Here is a 21,918-nt window from a genome sequence, read left to right on the forward strand (position 1 = left end):
TTAAGGGTTACGGCGGCGCCAGGCTTTGACCACAGACTGGCGCCACAGCAGACGAATACCAATGTAACCAATAAAGCTGGATAACGTTCCTAAAACCAAACAGCCAAGCAAGAAAGCCGGACCTATGGTTGAAATACTGTGCATTAACCACTCCCAACTGGCTTCAAAAGCAAAGGGCTGTGGTGGTTCTGCTAACAGAGCATTTCCTACCAGGTAGCAAAGGTAAAACATGGGGGGCATGGTAATAGGGTTGGAGACCCATACCAGACCAACTGAGAGTGGCAGATTTACGCGAAAGGGAATTGCTGATGCTGCCGCTAATAACATTTGAAAAGGAACAGGTATAAAAGCGCAGAACAAGCCTACCGCAAAGGCTCCTGACGCCGAGCGTCTGTTCAGGTGCCACAAGTTTGCGTCATGCAAAAGGCTGCCAAATAAGCGGATCGCTTTTGACTCTCGCACTTTTTGGTGATCAGGCATTAAGCGTTTAATGAAGCGTCTGGCCATAATGTGACGTTTATTACCTATCCTGTTACTGCCCCAAGGAAGGAGCAACGATGGATCGCTGGTTACTCGTGTTTTCAGGCGGAACTTTGTTCGCCTTCACTCACTCTGACATTAAATTCTGGCTGATTGTTTCAACTATCGCATTACTACTTTTGGCGATAGCTTACACCCGCATGGGGGCCGGCCCGAAAAAAGCAAAACGGCGATCGATCGCACGACTACTGATGGCGTTATTTTGCGGTATTTTATGGGCTAATGCCAACCTTTATTGGCAAAATATACGGGCAATACCGGCGTCTTTTCTCAATTCCGACGTTAAGCTCAATATCGAGGTGGATGAAATATCCCGGAGTTACCCTTACCACGTGCGGATAACGGGCAGGGTTAAAACGCTGTCAGACAACGCGTTGCCTATTTGGAAGCAATCCAGAGTCCGGTTGAACTGGTACCGGGCGAACCTTAAACAAGCCCCTAAAGCAGGAGAAACCTGGCAGCTGGTTGCGCGCTTAAAGGAAGCGACAGACTATCGTAACCACGGGAGCTTTCGGTATCGACAATATTTGCTGCGCAATAACATACACGCAATAGGAAGTATTAAAGAGGGCGTTAAGCTTGATTCTGATATCAGTCTTCGGCAAAAAGTCTTTGATTGGATACAACAGAGTGATCTGAACGAACCAGGCATATTGGCTGCCTTAACTATTGGTGAACGCAGCTTATTGAGCCGACAAACCCGGGAAAGTTGGCAAAAAACCGGTTTGGCTCACAGCCTGGCTATATCGGGTTTACATTTGGGGATGGTTGCCGCTTCCGCTGTATTCTTTTTTCGCCTCTGCTTTCGCTGTCTCCCTGTTGGTCTGAAAACCCGAGAGCTCATTAACAGCCGTTTCTGGTCGCTAGTTTTAGCGGCTTTTGCTGTAACAGGTTATGCCGTCCTGGCCGGTTTTCCCGTGTCGACAGTAAGGGCGCTGGCCATGTTTTTGGTCGTTCTTTTGCACCTGACGCTAAGTCTGAAATTAAGACCTCTAAGTTTACTGTTACGAGTTACTGTTGCGGTACTTGTGGTTGATGTTTTTGCTTTGCAGGATCCGGGCTTTTGGCTTTCGATTACAGCGGTTGCGGCATTGTTCCTGGCAAGCTGGCGCTGGCAAAAAGCCCGCGGAAAACTCTCTGCTATTAAAAGCCTTTGGTCCGTTCAGTGGTTGTTACTGGTGGTTATGGCACCTTTGTCGTTTTTGTTATTTGGCGGGTTTTCGCTGCTGGCACCGTTAGTTAACTTGCTGGTATTACCGGTTATAAGCTTTTGGTTGTTGCCATTGGCGTTAGCCGGAACGGTTGCCGTACTTTTGGATTTAAGTTTCGCTTCAACACTTTGGCAATTGGCAGAGCTTCCGATTGTACATTTGAATCCGTTTATCGGTTTTTTAGCGAAGCAGCCAGTAACCTGGTTGCAATTAGATGCCTGGCCTGTAAGCCGTGAGGCAAGGTTCGGTGGTTTGTTTGCGTTAATTCTCGTGCTGCTGGTGCCGCTTAAAAACACCTGGCAACGCACAGTACTGCTTTTATGTTTGCCTCTTTCTGTTTTGGTGCTGCTAAATCAAAGAGACGGGAAATTGCGCCTTCACGTTCTGGATGTGGGGCAAAGCCAGGCTATAGTGCTGGAGCGAAATGGCAGAGCCATGCTGGTCGATACAGGTATTGAATTTAATTCCGGTTTTAGTGTGGCCGAGTCGGTGATTGAACCGTTTTTGAATTACCATGGACTTGTTCCGGAGCTTGCGTTCATTAGCCATGGAGACAGTGACCACAATGGCGGGCGTGATTTCTTATCAAGACGCTACCCCAATTTGCAGTGGCAGGGGGAAGGCAGCAATAAACCGTGTTTAGCGGGGGATACGGGGCACTGGAATGACTTACAATGGAGAGTCCTATGGCCTTCGAGGGAATATCAAGGTTCAACCGCATTAAGTAAAAATAATCGTTCTTGTGTCTTACGGGTTCAATTCCGGAGTTTTACCGTGCTTTTGCCCGGGGACATTGAAATGCCTGCCGAGAAAATGCTGTTAGAGCGGTTGCGAAGCCCTGCTGAAATAGAGTCCGATGTCATGCTGGTTCCGCACCACGGCAGTAAAACGTCCACCAGTTGGCCATTATTGCAGGCCGTAGATGCGGATATCTACTTGATAAGCTATGGTCGGCATCGTGGGTACCGTTTTCCCCACCGATATACTCTGGAAAGACTTGCGCGAAAGAATAGCCCCTGGCTTGGGACGATGAAGAGTGGACAATTAACCATTGTGAGTGACGGCAGTACATGGAGTTTGGAGTTACCCTTTGAAAACAGGTAGAATACCAAAAGTGTTAATGACTTAATTGAGACTACATGGATTCTCAGATTAAAAAAAAGACGACCTTCAAGCGCTTGTTAGGTTACATCAAACCTTATAAAGCGGCCTTTACCCTTGCTATTATCTGCATGATTGGCTATTCGGCCATTGATACCTTATTTTTGTCCCAAATAGAAACTTTAATTGATGACGGTTTAACTGAGCAAGACTCTAAAATATTGCTCTACGGTGCGCTTTTTGTTCCTTTTATTTTTATCCTTAGAGGGTTACTAAACGTAGCTTCCAGCTATTTCCTGCATTGGGTTGGCTTTAAAGTTGTCACTAAAATGCGTCAGCAGTTATTCGACCATATGATGAAGCTGCCTGTCAGCTTTCACGACCAGCACTCAACCGGTGACTTAATCTCGAAAATAACTTATGACACTCAGCAAGTAGCCGAAGCCAGTAGCCGCGCGCTACTGGTTTTGATTAAGGAAGGTGCGTTTGTTATTGGCTTGCTTGGCTTGATGTTTTATCAAAGTTGGCAACTGTCGTTAGTATTTTTGGTTGTAGGTCCTTTAATTGCTAAAGTTGTTGGGGTCGTGTCCAAGCGCTTCAGAAAAGTCAGTAGTCGTATCCAAACGGCTATGGGCAATGTTACAACAACCGCTGAACAGATGATTAATGGCCACAAAGTGGTCGTAATGCATCAAGGACAAAAAGGTGAGTCTGCACGTTTCTCCGAGATCAATAACATTACCCGTAACCAGAATATGAAACTGGTTAATACGCGGGCCATTAGTACTTCGGTTATTCAGTTCATCGCTTCTTTAAGCTTGTCCATGGTTTTGGTTATTGCCAGTTTTCCGGAGATGCTGGGAGAGCTTTCAGCCGGCGCATTTACAACTTTGCTGACAGCCATGATTATGTTGCTGCGCCCATTAAAACAGTTAACGAACGTGAACAGTGATTTCCAGCGGGGTATAGCCGCGGCTACCAGTGTGTTTGATATTCTTGATGAGCCCATTGAAATTGATAAAGGGTCTCGAGTTATTGATCGTGCGGCCGGGGATATTGTTTTTGAAGATGTGACTTTTGCTTATCAAAAAGATGATGAGCCAGCACTTCAGCAAATTAATTTTAGCGTAAAACAAGGCAAAACCCTTGCATTGGTGGGTCGCTCGGGCAGTGGTAAATCGACGATTTCTAACCTGCTGACCCGATTTTATGATGTCGAGCAGGGACGTATTTTGCTCGACGGCTACAACATTAACGACTATAAACTGAAATGCCTGCGTCGCCAGTTTGCGCTGGTATCACAAAACGTGACCCTGTTTAATGACACTATCGCTAATAATATTGCTTATGGTGCAGCGAAAGAGTTGTCACGGGAGCAAATCACTAAAGCAGCAGAGCAGGCTTACGTTACCGAGTTTACTGATAACATGCCGAAAGGTCTGGACACCATGGTCGGCGAAAACGGAGTGATGTTATCCGGAGGGCAGCGGCAACGTATTGCTATTGCTCGTGCATTACTGCAGGACGCTCCTATTCTGATTCTGGACGAAGCTACATCGGCGCTGGACACCGAGTCTGAACGTCATATTCAGGATGCTTTAGGCACCTTGCGTCAAAACCGGACCGCCATTGTCATTGCACACCGCTTGTCGACCATTGAAAATGCGGACGAAATTATCGTAATGGATAACGGCGAGATTGTTGAGCGAGGTACCCATCAGCAGTTACTGGATCACGAAGGCGCGTATTATCAATTGCATAACTTGCAGTTTAGCGGAGGCGCCTAGTGTGGCTACAAAAGCAGTGGTATAAAGCCAACCTGCATCCTCTTTTAATTTTGCTGGCACCGCTGTCATTGCTGTTTTGGCTACTGACCAACCTGCGCCGCAGTTTTTACCATTTAGGCCTGATAAAACGCTATAAAGCAGAAGTGCCTGTTATCGTTGTCGGTAATATCAGCGTTGGCGGTACAGGGAAAACGCCAATGGTGGTTGCTCTATGCCAGTGGCTGAAAGATGAGGGTTGGACGCCGGGTATTATTAGCCGTGGTTATGGTGCAAAAGGTCCATTTCCTCATTCCATCGCAGAAAATGATAATGCCGCAGATGTTGGAGATGAACCTTTGCTTATGCGCCGGAGAACCGATTGTCCGGTAGTCATCGCACCTAAACGAGCCGAGGCCGCTCAACTCCTGTCCGAACAACATCCCGAAGTCGATGTTATTATTAGTGATGATGGTTTACAGCACTATGCATTAAAACGTGACATTGAGCTGATTATGATTGACGGTGAAAGAGGCACAGGAAATGGCTGGTTGCTGCCGGCAGGTCCTTTACGTGAAGGACCATGGCGTTTAAAAGGTGCGGACTGGGTTATTTCTAATTACGGTCGTCATGCTTTTGCGCGTCATGTAGTGGATGTTAAACCAGGTCACTGGTATCGGGTTGATAACGATGAAAAAGTTGAGCTAGAAACGGATAGTAGTTTTAATGCAGTTGCCGGTATTGGTTACCCCCAGCGATTTTTTAACTCTTTGTCTGAGCAAGGGGTACAAGTTGAGAAAAGTCAGGCATTTGCTGATCATCATGTTTTTAGCGAAGAAGACTTTTCTCAATTAAGTGGTAAGCCTATATTGATGACAGAGAAAGATGCCGGAAAGTGTCAGTCATTCGCGCAACCGGACTGGTATTATCAAACAATAGAAGCACAACTGCCCGAGATAATGAAAACTAACTTACTGGCAGAGCTGGAAAGGAAGAAAAATGCCCATTGATAAAAATACATTAGCGATTTTAGCTTGCCCTAAGTGCAAAGGTAAGCTGACTTACTACGCCGAAAAAAATGAACTGGTCTGTCGGGGCGAGCGACTGGCTTATCCTATTGATGAAAACATTCCGGTTTTATTAGCCGATAAAGCCCGTGAATTATCTGCAGAAGAGTTAGAGAAGGTTCCTTCATGAGTTTTACCGTTGTTATTCCCGCACGTTATGGCTCCAGCCGACTGCCTGGTAAACCTTTGGCTGACATAGGTGGTAAACCAATGATTCAGCATGTGGTTGAAAGGGCTGAAGCCAGTGGCGCTGCGGAGGTGATTGTCGCAACTGATGATCTTAGGGTAAAAGAGGGCGTTGAGAAATTTGGCGGCCGAGTCATGATGACTTCAACGGAACATTCATCGGGTACTGAGCGACTGGCTGAGGTTATTGAACAGTTGGCGCTTGCGGAAAACGAAGTGGTGGTTAATGTGCAGGGCGACGAGCCTTTCATTCCGCCTGAAATTATTCGGCAGGTTGCGGATAACTTAGCCAACCAACGGCAGGCGCCTATGGCGACTTTAGCCGTTCCTATTACCGACGCTGAAGATATTTTCAACCCGAATACAGTTAAAGTGGTTACCGATGCGGCCGGATACGCTCTGTACTTTAGCCGTGCAGCTATTCCATGGGACAGAGAGCACTTTTCTGCAGAGCGGGATACCAATGTCATTGCCGATCATTACCACCGACACATTGGTATTTATGCCTATCGGGCAGGTTTTGTCAGACGTTATATTGAGTGGCAGGCTAGCCCTATAGAGCAGCTTGAATCCCTAGAACAGTTGCGAGTGCTTTGGCACGGGGAGCGTATTCACGTGGCCGAAGCTATTCTCGCGCCGGCTGCTGGTATTGATACAGAAGAAGACCTGCAGCGGGCACGAGAACGGGCAGTCGATGGTTAATCCATCGCTGCCATTTTTGAGTATTCGTCTTCGAAAAAGAACTTTTCTTCTCCAAAAGCCGGCTTTAATTGATGTAACCAGGTTGCATCCGGGTCGTACTTAGCAAAGAAGGGGCGTTGAACCCAGTCCGGGTTGCGTCCCTGAATAAAGCGCAAAGCAAAAACTTTTTCGCCTGCAATTTCGGTCACACCCTGAACTTCCACTTTACCCGGGCCTGCACTCATTGAGGGGCCGCGAACCGTGCGAGCAATGCCGGATACCTGTTGGTAAGCCTTTTGGAAAATCTCCCAGGTGCGTTCCAGTGGCACTTCAAAGTAACGTTTGGCACCAGTATCCCGCTCAACAAACATATAGTAAGGGATCATACCCAACTGTACTTGTTTCTCCCACATAGAAGCCCAGACATCGGGGTCATCGTTAATGTGTTTAAGCAGTGGAGCCTGGCAGCGTATTTGTGCACCGGTAGCGCGCAGGCGACGAATCGCTTCCTGACAGACTTCCGTGCGCAGTTCATTCGGGTGGTTTAAATGCGCCATAATGGATACGTGTTTGCCGCCGGCAACTAAACGCTCTAATAGACGCAGCATGTCGTCTGCGTCCGGGTCAGTAATGAAGCGGTAAGGCCAGAAGGTCAGCGACTTAGTGCCAATACGTATGGTCTTAATGTGCTCAAACTCTGGTTTAAGTAAGTCTTCCAGGTAGTGAGCCAGTTTACGTGTGCGCATAACCATAGGGTCGCCACCGGTGACCAGTAGGTCGGTCACTTCTTTGTGCTGAGCTAAGTAGCGATGTAATTGATCGGCATCATTAGAGTTAAAGCGTGTTGCTTTACCCACGAATTGTGCCCAGCGGAAGCAAAAGGTGCAGTAAGAATGGCAATACTGCCCCTGAGCCGGGAAAAATAAAACCGTTTCACGGTATTTATGCTGCATGCCAGGCAAAGGTTCACCGTCAACATGAGGGACGTTCATCTGCATTTGGCCAGCAGGGTGAGGGTTCATTTCATCACGTAGCTGAGTTGCTAAGTCAAACACTTCGTTAGTCGTGTGTTTACCTGACATCAAATCCGCCATGCGCTGATAGGCAGACGGCTCCAGCATATCCTTTTGTGGAAATGTTAGTTGAAACAGCGGGTCATTGGGTACATTTTCCCAGTCAATGAGTTCATTAAACACATACTCGTTAACTCTGAACGGCAGGACATTAGCAACGACCTTCATTTCAAAGCGCATGTCAGCAGGAACTTTTTTAAGCGCCTCAATTTTATCTAACTGGCGATGCTGATATACCTTGAACTTACGTGGCGTAATGATGGGTTGTTGTACATTGACTACTTGCTGCATAAGCCTCTCTGTAATTATCTGCAACCTGCTAAAAGCACGTTGAAAATGAATTTGTCTGTCAGCTCTTGGGCGACCAACGAAATGCGACGTAGTATAAAGAAATTGGGGGTAAGTTGCACGTTCTGTAAGGGATAAAAAGCGATGTACACGAACTAATTAGCGATAGACATAAAAAAAGCGCTCATGAGAGCGCTTTTTTAAAACATGACGATTTTACTTTTTGATTGGTGTAAATTCGCGTTTTGTATAACCGGTATACAATTGACGTGGACGACCAATTTTTTGGTTCGCTTCGCCCATCATTTCGTGCCAGTGAGAAACCCAGCCAACAGTACGTGACAGCGCAAAGATAACAGTGAACATGTTGGTCGGAATGCCAATAGCTTTCAGCACGATACCTGAGTAGAAATCAACGTTAGGGAACAACTTCTTCTCAATGAAGTAATCGTCTTCCAGAGCGATACGCTCCAGTTCCATTGCAACGTCCAATAATGGATCGTCACGGTTAAGTTCTTTCAATACTTCGTGGCATGACTCACGCATAACGGTAGCGCGAGGGTCAGTGTTTTTGTAGACACGGTGACCAAAGCCCATCAGACGGAACGGATCGTTCTTGTCTTTTGCTTTCTCGATGTATTTTGGAATGTTCTCTACTGAGCCAATTTCAGCCAGCATGCGCAGACACGCTTCGTTTGCACCACCGTGTGCAGGTCCCCATAAAGAAGCAACACCAGCCGCAATACAGGCGTAAGGGTTTGCACCCGAAGAACCGGCAAGACGAACGGTTGAAGTTGATGCGTTTTGCTCGTGGTCGGCATGCAAAGTAAAGATGCGATCCATTGCACGGGCAACTGCAGGGCTAATTTTGTAATCTTCAGCAGGTACAGAGAACATCATGTTTAAGAAGTTCTCTGCGTAGCCTAAGTCGTTACGTGGGTAAACGAAAGGTTGGCCAATGCTGAATTTGTAGGCCATTGCCGCAATGGTTGGAATCTTAGCAATTAGGCGATAAGCGCTACGTAAACGCTGGTTTTCATCGTGAATGTCTAAATCATCATGATAGAAAGATGATAAAGCACCTGTTACTGCGCATAGCATCGCCATTGGGTGTGCGTCACGACGGAAACCATTAAAGAAGTTATGGATTCCCTGGTGCACCATAGTGTGTTTAGTAATGGTGTCTTTAAATTCGGTGTACTGTTTTTCGTCCGGCGCTTCGCCGTGTAACAGCATGTAGCAAACTTCTAGATAGTCTGCTTTTGTTGCGAGCTCACCAATTGGGTAGCCGCGGTGCAGTAAAACTCCGTTCTCACCATCGATGTAGGTGATAGCCGACTCGCAAGAGCCTGTAGCCAGGAACCCAGGGTCAAAGGTGAAGTAACCATGTTTGCCCAAAGTTCGGACGTCAACTACATCCTTGCCTGCCGCTGGTGAAAGTACCGGCAACTCAATGGATTGGCCGTCAATCTGTAAAGTGGCTTTACGATCAGCCATAAGGAATTCTCCTCACTGTCTACTTTGAAAAAGTGCGCTAATTTAACTCGATCATGCCCTTAAATGTCAATTTTAATCGGGGAACATGAACCAATTATAGTCAAACATACGTAATAAACATGACGAAAAGATTACTCAGATTGAACAATTATTGAGTTACGTTAGACTTTAGTAGTAAGCCGTAATAACTGAGCGTCCAAATCTGAGTTTCTCGTTGTAATTAATGGTTTGGCTCGATATACTTTGCGCCGTATTGGTGGCATGTATCTGTGTCGCGCAAACGAAAATTGCATTTCTTTTGTGCTTTATTAAAAGGCAATCTATCGTGAAAAAAGAAAGACCTGTTAATTTAGACTTATCAACTATCAAGTTTCCTGCCGCTGCCAAAGCATCCATACTGCACCGTATTTCGGGTGTTGTTATGCTGTTCTCTCTGGCATTTTTAATTTGGGCTTTTGCCGTGTCACTTAGTGGCCCAGAAGGCTTTGCTCAAATCGAGAGTATCATGACCAGCTTTATTGCGAAGTTTATTGGCTGGGGTATTTTGACAGCGCTAGGATTTCACTTAATCATCGGTCTGCGTCACTTAGTGATGGATATGGGCTACTGGGAAGAACTCGATTCGGGAAGAATCAGTGCAAATATTTCAATTGCTCTTTCTGTCATTCTTTCCGTATTAGTAGGAGTTTGGCTATGGTAACAGCAGCAGCAACGTTTGGTCGTAGCGGTTCTCATGACTTTATCTTGTTGAGAGCCAGCGCGATCGTTATGGTTCTTTACACACTGTTCATGGCTGGCTTTTTCCTTTCTACACCAGACGTGACGTATGAAGTCTGGAGTGGCTTGTTTGCCAGTATCTGGATGAAGGTTTTTACCATGCTCGCACTGTCCGCTGTGTTGATTCACGGTTGGATTGGCATTTGGCAGGTATCAACAGACTACGTAAAAGCGGCTGGTCTCAGAGCTTTTATCCAATTAGTTTTCAGCGTTGGTCTTATCGCTGTTTGGCTCACTGGCTTATTCGTACTGTGGGGTGTTTAAGTGAACGTTAAAACTTTAGAATATGATGCAGTGGTGATCGGTGCTGGCGGTGCTGGTATGCGAGCAGCATTGCAAATTTCCCAAGAGGGAATGAGCTGTGCGTTGATGTCCAAAGTGTTTCCAACGCGCTCTCACACAGTTTCTGCACAAGGTGGTATTACCGTTGCTTTAGGTAATGCGCATGAAGATGACTGGCAATGGCACATGTTCGATACCGTAAAAGGTTCGGACTACATTGGTGACCAAGACGCTATTGAATACATGTGTAAAGCAGGTCCGGAAGCAATTCTTGAACTGGAAAATATGGGCTTGCCATTTTCACGTTTTGAAAACGGAAAAGTTTATCAACGTCCGTTCGGTGGCCAGTCAAAAGAATTTGGTGGCGAGCAGGCAGCTCGTACGGCCGCAGCCGCTGACCGTACTGGTCACGCTCTTCTGCACTTGCTTTACCAGCAAAACGTTAAGAACAAAACGACCGTTTTCTCTGAGTGGTACGCACTAGACTTAGTGAAAAACCAGGACGGCGCAGTGACGGGTGTTACTACGCTGAATATTGAAACTGGTGAAGTCTATTATGTGAAAGCTAAATCTGTTGTGCTTGCTACCGGCGGTGCTGGTCGAATTTATGCCTCAACAACAAATGCGCACATTAACACCGGTGATGGTGTTGGTATGGCGCTACGTGCCGGCGTTCCAGTGCAGGATATGGAAATGTGGCAGTTCCACCCAACCGGTATTGCTGGTTCAGGCTGTCTGGTAACTGAAGGTTGCCGTGGCGAGGGTGGTTACCTGTTGAATAAAGACGGCGAACGCTTCATGGAGCGTTACGCTCCAAACGCCAAAGACCTTGCTTCACGTGACGTTGTTGCTCGTTCAATGATGACAGAAATTCGTGAAGGCCGTGGTTGTGAAGGCCCTTGGGGACCTCACCTGAAACTGAAATTGGATCACTTGGGTAAAGAGACTCTGGAAAGTCGTCTTCCGGGCGTTTGTGACTTGTCACGTACCTTCGCTCACGTTGACCCGGTAAAAGAACCGATTCCTGTTATACCAACCTGTCACTACATGATGGGCGGTATTCCGACAGACGTTAACGGTCAGGCTCTGACAGTTGACGAAAAGGGTGAAACCAAGCCTGTACCTGGTTTATTTGCTTGTGGTGAAATCGCTTGTGTATCTGTTCACGGTGCTAACCGCTTAGGTGGTAACTCATTGCTTGACCTTGTTGTTTTCGGTCGTGCGACTGGCATGCACTTAGGTGAAACATTAGCGGCGAACAGCGAAGCACGTGAATCGTCAGCGTCTGACGTTGATGAGGCAATGGCTCGTTTCAACCGTTGGGAAAATACGCAGAAAGGCGAAGACCCAGTACAAATTAAGAAAGACCTACAGAACTGTATGCAGATGAACTTCTCGGTATTCCGTGAAGGTGAAGCAATGGCTGATGGTCTTAAAGAGTTGAAAGAAATTCGTGAGCGCCTTAAGCACGCACGCTTAGACGACACGTCTAAAGAGTTTAATACTCAGCGTGTTGAATGTATGGAACTTGATAACTTAATGGAAACTGCTTTCTCTACTGCAGTTGCCGCAAACTTCCGTACAGAAAGCCGTGGAGCTCACAGTCGCGCAGACTACCCAGATCGTGATGACGAGAAATGGTTGGTTCACACCGTGTTCCGTCCAGAAACCGAAGACATGGTGACTCGTCAGGTTAATATGGCACCGAAACTGCGCGAAGCTTTCCCTCCGAAAGCTCGTACGTACTAATAGAGGGGTTCAACGATGAAAACATTGAATATTTCGATTTATCGTTACAACCCGGATGTTGATGACGCGCCGTACATGAAAGATTACACCCTAGAGGTGGAAGAAAATCAGGACATGATGGTGCTGGACTTGCTGATCAAACTGAAAGAGCAAGATCCATCGTTGGCGTTCCGGCGGTCATGCCGTGAAGGCGTTTGTGGTTCAGATGGTCTGAATATGAACGGCAAAAACGGCTTGGCTTGTATTACTCCAACTTCTGCATTGAAAGGCAGCAAGATTGTGATTCGTCCGTTGCCTGGGCTACCGGTTATTCGTGACTTAATTGTTGATATGAGCCAGTTCTATCAACAGTATGAGAAGATTAAACCGTACCTGATTAACGATGATAAAACGCCGCCGGCGCGTGAGCGTCTGCAGTCACCAGAAGAGCGTGCTAAACTTGACGGACTGTACGAGTGCATCTTATGTGCATGTTGTTCGTCATCATGCCCGTCGTTCTGGTGGAACCCGGATAAATTTGTTGGTCCGGCAGGGTTGTTACACGCTTATCGTTTCTTAATCGATAGTCGTGACACAGCAACGGACGAGCGTTTAGACGAGTTGGACGATGCATTTAGTGTGTTCCGTTGCCACGGAATTATGAATTGCGTCAACGTTTGTCCTAAAGGGTTGAACCCAACTAAGGCTATTGGACACATTAAATCGATGCTTTTGAACCGCGCAGTTTAAGTTGTTAAATTGTCGCGTCAATTTGAACGGTTGATGTTGTGGATAGCCATCCCACAAGGATGGCTATTTTTTTATAAAAACGGTTTATCTATTCAGGTGAAGGAAACGCAATGCAAGATGGTGTAATGCGTGAATGGTTAGAAACATCGCATCTAGCCGGTGGTAACGTTGCCTACATTGAACAAATGTTTGAGGCGTATCTGGATGATCCGACGGCAGTCAGTGATGAATGGCGTCAAATGTTCGATGCGTTGCCGAAAGAGAATCACATTGTTGATACCAAACTCAGCGAAGTGAGAGAGCAGTTCCGAGAAGCAGCAAAGAATAAGCTCAAGCAGTCTCAAACCGGCAGCACGACCGCCGCCGATCAGAAGCAAGTCAAGGTTTTACAACTTATCAATGCTTACCGATTCCGCGGTCATCAGCATGCCAATCTTGATCCTCTTGGTTTATGGAAACAGGAAACCGTTCCAGACCTTTCATTAAACTTCCACGACTTAAGCAAAGACGACTTAGAGCGCGAGTTTAATGTAGGTTCTTTAGCCGTTGGCAAAGACACAATGAAGCTGAGTGACATTCACGAAGCTTTAGAAAATATTTATTGTGGCTCTATTGGTGCCGAGTACATGCACATTGTTTCAACCGAAGAAAAACGCTGGATTCAGCAACGGTTGGAAGGTGTTCTTGGTCAGCCTAAATTTAAAAAAGAGCAACAAACCAAAATCTTAAAAGAGCTTATCGCAGCAGACGGGCTGGAAAAGTACCTGGGGTCTAAATTCCCTGGCGCTAAACGCTTCTCGTTAGAGGGCGGAGACAGTCTGGTTCCGTTGTTAAAAGAACTTATTTCACGCTCGGGTGAGCAAGGCGCCAAAGAAGTGGTCATTGGCATGGCTCACCGCGGTCGTCTGAACGTATTAGTGAATGTTCTGGGTAAGAAACCTCAGGACCTATTTGACGAGTTTGCCGGTAAGCATGACAGCACTAAAGGCTCAGGCGATGTTAAATATCACATGGGTTTTTCATCTGACTATGCAACACCGGGCGGCGATGTTCACTTAGCATTAGCTTTTAACCCATCGCATCTGGAAATTGTCAATCCGGTTGTTATGGGCTCGGTTCGCGCACGTATGGACCGCCTGCAAGATCCAGAAGGCAAAAAAGTACTGCCAATTACCATTCACGGTGACGCCGCCGTTGCTGGCCAGGGCGTAGTACAAGAAACCTTTAATATGTCGCAAACACGGGCTTATCGTGTTGGCGGATCAATCCGCATTGTTGTGAATAACCAGGTTGGTTTCACGACCGCAAAACAGGAAGATGCGCGTTCTACTCAATACTGTACTGACATTGCAAAAATGGTACAGGCGCCAATTTTCCACGTTAATGCCGATGACCCAGAAGCTGTGGTGTTTGTGACTCAACTGGCCCTGGATTATCGAAACGCCTTCCAGAGAGATGTCGTTATCGACTTGGTTTGTTATCGCCGTCACGGGCACAATGAAGCTGACGAGCCGAGTGCAACCCAGCCTTTAATGTACGCTAAGGTGAAAAAGCAGCCGGTTGCTCGTGAGATTTATGGCAAACAATTAATTAAAAACTCGATAGTTGATGAAGACACTGCCAAACAGTGGATGTCTGACTATCGTGATGCATTAGATAAAGGCGAAGTTGTCGTTGATGAACACCGCCCTATGCGTCAACACTCCGTTGACTGGTCACCGTATATTGGAAATGACTGGGATGTTGAGTATGACTACAAAGTCTCGATTAAAAAGCTGAAAGATCTGGGTCAGAAAATTACGACATACCCGGAAGAACATAAGCTGAACTCCCGCGTTGCAAAGGTTTATCAGGAACGCCTGAAAATGGCGAAAGGCGAAAAGTCTATGGACTGGGGTTTTGCAGAAACCTTAGCCTATGCCACCCTGGTAAACGACGGTACTCATATTCGTCTGACCGGGCAGGACAGTGGGCGTGGTACGTTCTTCCACCGTCATGCCGTGCTGCATAATCAGGAAGACGCTTCGACTTATATGCCTCTGAATAATCTGGGATCAGAGCAGGGCCAGATTGAAATTTATGATTCAGTGCTGTCAGAAGCCGCGGTTGTTGCCTTTGAATATGGTTATGCCACAGCGGAACCAAAAGCATTAGTCATGTGGGAAGCTCAGTTCGGAGACTTCGTAAACGGTGCTCAGGTTGTTATTGATCAGTTCCTAAGCTCTGGCGAACAGAAGTGGGGCCGTTTGTGTGGTTTGACATTATTGTTACCGCACGGTTACGAAGGTCAGGGGCCAGAACACAGTTCGGCGCGCCTAGAGCGTTTCTTGCAGCTTTCAGCTGATCACAACTGGTCTGTGTGTGTGCCAACGACGCCGGCACAGGTTTTCCATATGATTCGTCGTCAGCACTTACGTCCTGTTCGCAGACCGTTAGTTGTGATGACACCGAAGTCATTATTACGTCATCCGTTAGCCGTTTCAGAAATGGACGATTTAGCGGATGTCGGGTTCCAGAACGCGATTGCGGAAATTGATGACCTGAATCCGAAAAAGGTAAAACGCGTGGTATTTTGCTCCGGTAAAGTCTACTACGATTTACTGAAAGAACGTCGCGAACGCGAACAAGAAGATGTTGCCCTTATCCGTATTGAACAGCTTTACCCGTTCCCTGCGGAAGAAGTGGCAGAAATTATGAAAGATTATCAGCACGTTAAAGATTTTGTCTGGTGTCAGGAAGAGCCTCAGAACCAAGGCGCATGGTATAGCAGCCAGCACCACTTCTGGGCCGCAATTCCGAAAGGAGCTCAGTTGTCTTATCGTGGTCGTAGTGCGTCAGCCGCACCAGCGGTCGGATACATATCAGAGCACAACAAGCAGCAGCAAAAACTTGTTGACGAAGCGCTAACCATTAAATAGGTGAAGATGAACCATGGCGATTGATATAAAAGTTCCTCAATTACCCGAGTCTGTTGCAGATGCAACCATTGCAACATGGCACGTAAAACCTGGCGATAAAGTGTCTCGCGACCAGAATCTGGTTGACATCGAAACCGACAAGGTTGTGCTTGAAGTCACTGCAGAAGCGGACGGTGTGCTAGGTGAGATTACTGCCGAAGAAGGCACAACGGTAAATGCTGAAGAAGTCATCGGTAAAATTGAAGAGGGCGATGGCGAATCAGCTTCTGAAGATAAATCAGAAGATAAAGATTCAGGCGACAAGAAAGAAAAGTCAGAAAAGAAAGAATCTGATTCTTCAGACGACAAAGGCTCAGACAAGAAAGGCTCCGGCGAGAAGATGGAAGTTAAAGTTCCTCAATTACCAGAATCTGTCTCTGATGCGACAATTTCTACCTGGCACGTTAAAGCTGGTGATGCGGTAAAACGTGACCAGAACTTGGTTGATATTGAAACCGATAAAGTAGTTTTGGAAGTTGTAGCTCCGGCGGACGGCGTTTTGGCTGAAATTAAGCACGACGAAGGCGACACTGTTGGCGCTGACGATGTCATCGGCATTGTTGAAGCAGGCGGTTCTGCCGGTGGCAGTTCAAGTAAGTCTGACGATAGTAAATCTGAGTCTTCATCAGAAAGTAAAGACGAGAGCAAAGATGACGGTGGTGACAATGAAGTAGCTGGTCCTGCGGTTCGTCGTTTGTTAGGTGAGCACGGTCTTAAGCCAAGTGATGTTAAAGGCACAGGCAAAGGCGGTCGCGTCACTAAAGAAGACGTTGAAAAACACGTGAAAGGTCAGTCTTCGTCTAAATCATCTGACAGTAGCAGCAAGCAACAGTCTTCACAGCCTGCGGTTTCAGGTGACCGAGACCAGAAGCGCGTACCAATGACACGTCTGCGTAAACGTATCGCAGAACGTCTGTTGCAAGCGAAGAACGACACGGCCATGTTGACCACGTTTAACGAAATCAACATGAAGCCTATTATGGACTTGCGTAAGAAATACAAAGACGTGTTTGAAGAAACGCACGGCACGCGTCTTGGCTTTATGGGCTTTTATGTCAAAGCTGTAACAGAAGCATTGAAACGCTTCCCAGACGTCAACGCATCCATTGATGGCGACGATATTGTTTACCACAACTTCTTCGACATCAGTATTGCCGTATCGACACCTCGTGGTCTGGTAACGCCAGTTCTGCGCGATACTGACCGCCTAAGCATTGCCGACATGGAAAACGGTATTCGTGACCTGGCCATTAAAGGCCGTGACGGTAAGTTGACTATGGACGAAATGCAAGGTGGCAACTTCACCATCACTAATGGTGGCGTATTTGGTTCGCTGTTATCGACACCAATCTTGAACCCACCACAAAGCGCTATTCTGGGTATGCACAAAATCCAGGAGCGTGCCATGGTGGTGGACGGTAAGATTGAAATCTTACCGATGATGTACTTAGCTCTCTCTTATGACCATCGAATTATTGATGGTAAACAATCGGTAGGTTTCCTGGTGACCGTGAAAGAGTTATTGGAAGATCCTCAACGTCTTATCCTGGATATCTAAAGACGCTGAGAACCAGCCGCAACGCTAATTGAGCTTGCGGCTGTTAATTATGCGCCGATCACGTTAAAATTCGGCGCGGTATTCGGGTAGGCAGCACTTCGCTGCTTAAGTTGTTTCAACGAATCGGAAGAGCATCATGAATTTGCATGAGTATCAGGGTAAGCAACTCTTTAAAGAGTTTGGTTTACCAGTATCTGAAGGTTTTGCTTGCGACACTGCTGATGAAGCGGTAGAAGCGGCAAAACGTATTGGTGGCGACATTTGGGTCGTCAAATGTCAGGTTCACGCTGGTGGCCGCGGTAAAGCGGGCGGCGTGAAATTAGTGAAAAGTTTAGACGATGTTCGCGCATTTGCTGAGCAGTGGTTAGGTAAAAACTTAGTAACTTTCCAAACCGACGAAAAAGGTCAGCCGGTTGCTAAGATTTTAGTTGAAAGCTGCACTGATATCGCAGACGAGCTTTACTTAGGTGCAGTTGTTGACCGTGCTTCACGCAAAATCGTGTTCATGGCATCGACCGAAGGCGGCGTAGAAATCGAAACCGTTGCTGAAGAAACACCGGAAAAAATCCTGAAAGCTGAAATTGACCCAACGGTCGGCGCGCAGCCATACCAGGGTCGTGAATTAGGCTTTAAACTGGGTCTGACTCCAGACCAGGTTAAGCAATTTACTAAGGTCTTCTTAGGCCTGGCTAAAATGTTCGAACAGTACGACTTAGCCCTGTTGGAAATTAACCCATTGGTTATCACTGACGAAGGCAACGTTCACTGTCTTGATGCGAAAGTTGGCATCGACAGCAACGCATTGTACCGTCAGCCTAAAATCCGTGAAATGCACGATCCGTCACAAGACGATGCGCGTGAAGCGGAAGCAGCTAAATGGGAACTGAACTACGTAGCGTTAGACGGCAACATCGGTTGTATGGTTAACGGCGCAGGCTTGGCGATGGGTACGATGGACATCGTTAAACTGAGCGGCGGCGAGCCAGCTAACTTCCTTGACGTAGGCGGCGGCGCGACAAAAGAGCGTGTTTCTGAAGCGTTCAAAATTATCCTGTCTGACAGCTCAGTTAAAGCCGTATTTGTTAATATCTTCGGCGGTATCGTACGTTGCGATATGATTGCTGAAGGTATCATCGGTGCTGTTGAAGAAGTGGGCGTTAAAGTACCAGTGGTTGTTCGTCTTGAAGGTAACAACGCTGAACTGGGTACCCAGAAATTGAACGAAAGTGGCCTGAACATTATCGCTGCAGAGAGCTTATCTGATGCTGCCGATAAAGTGGTTGCTGCGGCAGGAGGTCAATAATGAGCATTTTGATCGATAAAAACACCAAAGTAATCTGTCAGGGTTTCACTGGCGGTCAGGGTACTTTCCACTCTGAGCAAGCAATTGCTTACGGTACGCAAATGGTTGGCGGTGTAACACCTGGTAAAGGTGGTCAAGAGCACTTAGGCCTGCCTGTATTCAACACAGTAAAAGAAGCAGTAGAAGCAACTGGCGCAACTGCATCAGTTATCTACGTACCAGCACCTTTCTGTAAAGACTCAATCATCGAAGCAGCAGACGCTGGTATCGAACTGATTGTTTGTATTACTGAAGGTATTCCTACACTGGATATGCTTTACGTAAAAGAATACCTGACGCACAAAGGCGTGCGCATGATCGGTCCAAACTGCCCGGGTGTTATCACTCCGGACGAGTGCAAAATCGGTATCATGCCTGGCCACATTCACAAGAAAGGTAAAGTGGGTATCGTGTCACGTTCAGGTACATTGACGTACGAAGCGGTTAAGCAGACTACTGACGCAGGCTTTGGTCAGTCTAGCTGTGTTGGTATCGGTGGCGACCCTATCCCGGGTTCTAACTTCATTGATATTCTGGAGCTGTTCGAAAAAGATCCAGAAACCGAAGCTATCGTAATGATTGGTGAAATCGGTGGTACAGCAGAAGAAGAAGCGGCAGAGTACATTAAAAACAATGTATCTAAGCCGGTTGTTTCTTACATTGCTGGTGTTACTGCTCCTCCGGGCAAACGTATGGGCCACGCTGGTGCCATCATTGCCGGCGGTAAAGGTACTGCTGACGAGAAATTCGCTGCACTTGAAGCAGCAGGCGTTAAAACTGTACGCAGCCTGGCCGAAATTGGCAAAGCTGTTGCAGAGAAAACTGGCTGGTAATATCCCGCCAACGCTAAAACAAAACCCGGCCTTCGCGCCGGGTTTTTTGTGTCTGCTTTATAAGGAAGAAAGGCGGAATAAGACAAGAACCGGCTGGTTGTTGTAGTTTTGCTATGTCAGGGACGCTACGAGCACTTCCGTGTGGGCTTGACGAAGGCCATCCATGGCCTTCGACACCCTGACATAGCAAAACTACAACACCAGGCACCAGCCCTTGTCTTACTCCGCCTTTACCGCGCTCAGCCACAAAGCGATCTTCCTGGAAATTTTATGCGTAAGCTTAGTTGATACGTTAATAAATCAGGAGGCAATATGAGTAGCAATAATGCAAGCCAAGTTGCAGACTTTACAGCACCGGGAATGAACAGTGAGTCGGCGGATAAGGTCATAGCAATTCTTGATGATCGCTTAGTCGCATTGCTTGACCTGCAATTGACACTAAAACATGTGCATTGGAACGTTGTAGGACCAAATTTTATTGGCGTGCATGAGATGTTAGACCCTCAGGTCGACGCCGTACGTGAAATGACCGATACCATAGCAGAGCGAATTGCGACGTTAGGTGGAGTTCCAGTAGGTACGCCAAAAGCGATTGCAGAGCGTCGCAGATGGGAAGACTACTCTTTAGGTAAAGGGTTAGTGGCAGAGCATTTAGTTGCTCTGGATAAGGTTTATAATGGCGTTAACGGTGACCACCGCGAAGCGATGGAAACATTAGCTGAGCTCGACCCGGTATCAGAAGACATGTTAACCGGGCAATTAGCAGAGCTTGAGCAGTTTCAGTGGTTCGTTCGGGCGCATATTGAATCGTCCTCTGGCGAATTGAAAAGCTAGTCGTCTTCAAAGGCTTCAACCAGCGAACGAAACTCACGTAAGCGGGTTTTAATCGCTTTAACTTCACCTTCTGTATCACGGGTGAGTTTGTTTGCGCTACGCACGTTGTCGTTGATGGATATCATGCTGTCTTTTACTTCTGAAACAGCACTTGTATGTTCTTCTGCGGCAACGGCTATTTGCGTCATACGATCATTAATTCCCGTTACGGCTTCAGTGACTTCGTAAACCTGTTGCTCTGATTTCCGGCCCAACTCTCCACATTCCTCTGCCAAGTCGCGTTGCTCAAACATTTTATTACGCCATGTACTCATTGACTGGGTCATGCGGTTTACGGTCTCTTCTATTTGATCAACGGCCTGTTGTGTTTTTTGGGAAAGGGCACGAACTTCATCGGCAACTACGGAGAAGCCGCGACCATGTTCGCCGGCTCTGGCACTTTCAATAGCGGCATTCAAAGCCAATAGATTCGTTTGTTCAGCTATTGCGTCAATTTTTTCGCTGACTTCTTTCACTGAGTCAGCATTACGAGACAGCTCTTCCGTTTGTCTGGCGCTTTCGCTAACAACACTTACCAGTTTAGTAATTTTCTTGCTGCTATCGGCAATAAAATCAGCTGCGTTCTGAGTTTGCTTGCTAACGTCACTGCAGGCACTGGAGGAATCATTTGCGTTGCGTGCAATTTCATCAACGGTTTGCCCCATCTGCTCCATAGAAGTAGCAATTTGCTCAATGTCTTGCACCGTTTGTTCAGTAGCATCCGCTGTCTTTGATGCATTTTCGGCGGTTGAATTGACCGATTCCGCCAACACGCCATTACCTTCACTTAGCCGAGCGGTAAGAGCAAGGAGTGAAGAGTCGCGCAAGGCAAGCTCATACATTGCTCTGCCCATTGGAGAGGAGCTGCCGAATATCTCGTGTTGAGTTTTGGCAGTAGAACCATCCGCATCGGCTAAGGCTTTTGCCCACCTACGTGTGTTCTTCCAGTTACGAAATGGACGAGTTAGCCATTGAAACCAATGAGTTCGCCTTCTATAAATGTTTTTAGCTGCTGAAGCGTACTCACTGTCTGCCTGGTGCATTAACCATTGACTACCTGTGACTTTGCCACGGCGGAATATTCCGCGAACAATAACATCAAACCAAACAGTACCTCGCTCGGGAACATTAAAAGGGACAATGCCTCGCCAGGGGACTTCGCGTTTTAATGAGGTATTGACCTCTTTAATTACTTTATCGGGTAGAGCGTTACTGTCGACAAGTTCAGTTAAAGGTTTTTTCAGTAACTCGTCTTTGTCTTTTTTCATCAGACCCTGAATATTTTCTGGGCAGTGCGATACTTGCTGATATTCATTAAGGCTAAAAACGAATAATGTATCTGCGCCCCAGCTAAAGCTTCTGTTCATGATAAAAGTCTCTACTGTTGCGAAAATTCTTCTCTTTCTAATAG

At 46.9% G+C, this 21,918-nt stretch carries 18 protein-coding genes; 14 read left to right on the top strand and 4 right to left on the bottom strand.

The window, feature by feature from the left end; translation table 11 throughout:
- Window positions 1-507 (bottom strand): DUF2062 domain-containing protein, encoded by a 507-nt coding sequence (locus K5X84_RS05050; RefSeq protein ID WP_054487350.1) that lies wholly within the window; start codon window positions 505-507, stop codon window positions 1-3.
- A 50-nt stretch (window positions 508-557) separates the two neighbouring features.
- Here K5X84_RS05050 and K5X84_RS05055 point away from each other — a divergent pair, with 50 nt between their 5' ends.
- From K5X84_RS05055 to kdsB, 5 genes are read left to right on the top strand one after another with little or no spacing between them, the layout of a single operon-like run.
- Window positions 558-2,855: a DNA internalization-related competence protein ComEC/Rec2 gene (locus tag K5X84_RS05055; protein WP_222236835.1), complete on the top strand. Its 2,298-nt coding sequence runs from the start codon at window positions 558-560 to the stop codon at window positions 2,853-2,855.
- Between the two features lie 35 nt (window positions 2,856-2,890).
- Complete coding sequence (gene msbA, locus K5X84_RS05060) at window positions 2,891-4,639, top strand: lipid A export permease/ATP-binding protein MsbA (protein ID WP_199494799.1); 1,749 nt, start codon at window positions 2,891-2,893, stop codon at window positions 4,637-4,639.
- Window positions 4,639-5,625: a tetraacyldisaccharide 4'-kinase gene (gene lpxK / locus K5X84_RS05065; RefSeq protein ID WP_222236836.1), complete on the top strand. Its 987-nt coding sequence runs from the start codon at window positions 4,639-4,641 to the stop codon at window positions 5,623-5,625. Before msbA ends, lpxK begins: the two co-directional genes overlap by 1 nt.
- Window positions 5,615-5,812: a Trm112 family protein gene (locus K5X84_RS05070; protein ID WP_054487358.1), complete on the top strand. Its 198-nt coding sequence runs from the start codon at window positions 5,615-5,617 to the stop codon at window positions 5,810-5,812. Before lpxK ends, K5X84_RS05070 begins: the two co-directional genes overlap by 11 nt.
- On the top strand, window positions 5,809-6,570 hold the full coding sequence (kdsB, locus tag K5X84_RS05075) for a 3-deoxy-manno-octulosonate cytidylyltransferase (protein WP_054487360.1): 762 nt from the start codon (window positions 5,809-5,811) through the stop codon (window positions 6,568-6,570). Before K5X84_RS05070 ends, kdsB begins: the two co-directional genes overlap by 4 nt.
- On the opposite strand, the gene K5X84_RS05080 is transcribed toward kdsB, so the two are convergent.
- Window positions 6,567-7,913 (bottom strand): KamA family radical SAM protein, encoded by a 1,347-nt coding sequence (locus K5X84_RS05080; protein ID WP_054487361.1) that lies wholly within the window; start codon window positions 7,911-7,913, stop codon window positions 6,567-6,569. The two genes, kdsB and K5X84_RS05080, sit on opposite strands and share 4 nt — an antisense overlap.
- Before the next feature lie 213 nt (window positions 7,914-8,126).
- A complete protein-coding gene (gltA, locus tag K5X84_RS05085; protein WP_054487363.1) occupies window positions 8,127-9,407 on the bottom strand; it encodes a citrate synthase in 1,281 nt (426 codons plus the stop codon).
- Window positions 9,408-9,732: 325 nt separating this feature from the next.
- On the opposite strand from gltA, the gene sdhC reads away from it, so the two are divergent.
- The 9 genes from sdhC (at window position 9,733) to dps (ending at window position 20,468) form a co-directional block, all read left to right on the top strand.
- Complete coding sequence (gene sdhC / locus K5X84_RS05090; RefSeq protein WP_054487366.1) at window positions 9,733-10,107, top strand: succinate dehydrogenase, cytochrome b556 subunit; 375 nt, start codon at window positions 9,733-9,735, stop codon at window positions 10,105-10,107.
- The gene (sdhD, locus tag K5X84_RS05095; RefSeq protein WP_054487368.1) at window positions 10,101-10,448 is read left to right on the top strand and encodes a succinate dehydrogenase, hydrophobic membrane anchor protein; all 348 of its coding nucleotides are present in this window, start codon (window positions 10,101-10,103) and stop codon (window positions 10,446-10,448) included. The genes sdhC and sdhD overlap by 7 nt, the downstream gene beginning before the upstream one ends.
- Window positions 10,449-10,505: 57 nt before the next feature.
- Window positions 10,506-12,215 (top strand): succinate dehydrogenase flavoprotein subunit, encoded by a 1,710-nt coding sequence (sdhA, locus tag K5X84_RS05100; protein ID WP_233399424.1) that lies wholly within the window; start codon window positions 10,506-10,508, stop codon window positions 12,213-12,215.
- Between the two features lie 15 nt (window positions 12,216-12,230).
- Window positions 12,231-12,944 carry a succinate dehydrogenase iron-sulfur subunit gene (locus K5X84_RS05105; RefSeq protein ID WP_222236837.1) on the top strand — a complete coding sequence of 238 codons (714 nt, stop codon included), beginning with the start codon at window positions 12,231-12,233 and terminating at the stop codon, window positions 12,942-12,944.
- 110 nt (window positions 12,945-13,054) lie between these two features.
- Window positions 13,055-15,862, top strand: a complete 2,808-nt coding sequence (locus K5X84_RS05110; RefSeq protein ID WP_054487374.1) for a 2-oxoglutarate dehydrogenase E1 component — start codon at window positions 13,055-13,057, stop codon at window positions 15,860-15,862.
- 13 nt (window positions 15,863-15,875) lie between these two features.
- Window positions 15,876-17,459, top strand: coding sequence for a 2-oxoglutarate dehydrogenase complex dihydrolipoyllysine-residue succinyltransferase (gene odhB / locus K5X84_RS05115; RefSeq protein WP_222236838.1), 1,584 nt, complete (start codon window positions 15,876-15,878; stop codon window positions 17,457-17,459).
- A 136-nt stretch (window positions 17,460-17,595) separates the two neighbouring features.
- Window positions 17,596-18,762, top strand: a complete 1,167-nt coding sequence (gene sucC, locus K5X84_RS05120; RefSeq protein WP_054487379.1) for an ADP-forming succinate--CoA ligase subunit beta — start codon at window positions 17,596-17,598, stop codon at window positions 18,760-18,762.
- Window positions 18,762-19,634, top strand: a complete 873-nt coding sequence (gene sucD, locus K5X84_RS05125) for a succinate--CoA ligase subunit alpha (RefSeq protein ID WP_054487381.1) — start codon at window positions 18,762-18,764, stop codon at window positions 19,632-19,634. Before sucC ends, sucD begins: the two co-directional genes overlap by 1 nt.
- Before the next feature lie 312 nt (window positions 19,635-19,946).
- Window positions 19,947-20,468: a DNA starvation/stationary phase protection protein Dps gene (gene dps, locus K5X84_RS05130; protein ID WP_054487382.1), complete on the top strand. Its 522-nt coding sequence runs from the start codon at window positions 19,947-19,949 to the stop codon at window positions 20,466-20,468.
- On the opposite strand, the gene K5X84_RS05135 is transcribed toward dps, so the two are convergent.
- Window positions 20,465-21,874 (bottom strand): methyl-accepting chemotaxis protein, encoded by a 1,410-nt coding sequence (locus K5X84_RS05135; RefSeq protein WP_222236839.1) that lies wholly within the window; start codon window positions 21,872-21,874, stop codon window positions 20,465-20,467. The genes dps and K5X84_RS05135 overlap by 4 nt on opposite strands.
- Between the last annotated feature and the right edge of the window lie 44 nt (window positions 21,875-21,918).

This window comes from Idiomarina abyssalis (genome assembly GCF_019797805.1).
GTDB lineage: Bacteria > Pseudomonadota > Gammaproteobacteria > Enterobacterales > Alteromonadaceae > Idiomarina > Idiomarina abyssalis.

Bases quoted from the DNA above. Each gene is read 5' to 3' on its own strand.
- kdsB (WP_054487360.1), top strand. From the start codon at position 5,809: ATGAGTTTTACCGTTGTTATTCCCGCACGTTATGGCTCCAGCCGACTG.
- K5X84_RS05135 (WP_222236839.1), bottom strand. From the start codon at position 21,874: ATGAACAGAAGCTTTAGCTGGGGCGCAGATACATTATTCGTTTTTAGC.
- K5X84_RS05110 (WP_054487374.1), top strand. From the start codon at position 13,055: ATGCAAGATGGTGTAATGCGTGAATGGTTAGAAACATCGCATCTAGCC.
- K5X84_RS05055 (WP_222236835.1), top strand. From the start codon at position 558: ATGGATCGCTGGTTACTCGTGTTTTCAGGCGGAACTTTGTTCGCCTTC.
- K5X84_RS05080 (WP_054487361.1), bottom strand. From the start codon at position 7,913: ATGCAGCAAGTAGTCAATGTACAACAACCCATCATTACGCCACGTAAG.
- sdhD (WP_054487368.1), top strand. From the start codon at position 10,101: ATGGTAACAGCAGCAGCAACGTTTGGTCGTAGCGGTTCTCATGACTTT.
- odhB (WP_222236838.1), top strand. From the start codon at position 15,876: ATGGCGATTGATATAAAAGTTCCTCAATTACCCGAGTCTGTTGCAGAT.
- dps (WP_054487382.1), top strand. From the start codon at position 19,947: ATGAGTAGCAATAATGCAAGCCAAGTTGCAGACTTTACAGCACCGGGA.
- K5X84_RS05105 (WP_222236837.1), top strand. From the start codon at position 12,231: ATGAAAACATTGAATATTTCGATTTATCGTTACAACCCGGATGTTGAT.
- sucC (WP_054487379.1), top strand. From the start codon at position 17,596: ATGAATTTGCATGAGTATCAGGGTAAGCAACTCTTTAAAGAGTTTGGT.
- sdhA (WP_233399424.1), top strand. From the start codon at position 10,506: ATGCGAGCAGCATTGCAAATTTCCCAAGAGGGAATGAGCTGTGCGTTG.
- K5X84_RS05050 (WP_054487350.1), bottom strand. From the start codon at position 507: ATGGCCAGACGCTTCATTAAACGCTTAATGCCTGATCACCAAAAAGTG.
- K5X84_RS05070 (WP_054487358.1), top strand. From the start codon at position 5,615: ATGCCCATTGATAAAAATACATTAGCGATTTTAGCTTGCCCTAAGTGC.
- msbA (WP_199494799.1), top strand. From the start codon at position 2,891: ATGGATTCTCAGATTAAAAAAAAGACGACCTTCAAGCGCTTGTTAGGT.
- gltA (WP_054487363.1), bottom strand. From the start codon at position 9,407: ATGGCTGATCGTAAAGCCACTTTACAGATTGACGGCCAATCCATTGAG.
- sucD (WP_054487381.1), top strand. From the start codon at position 18,762: ATGAGCATTTTGATCGATAAAAACACCAAAGTAATCTGTCAGGGTTTC.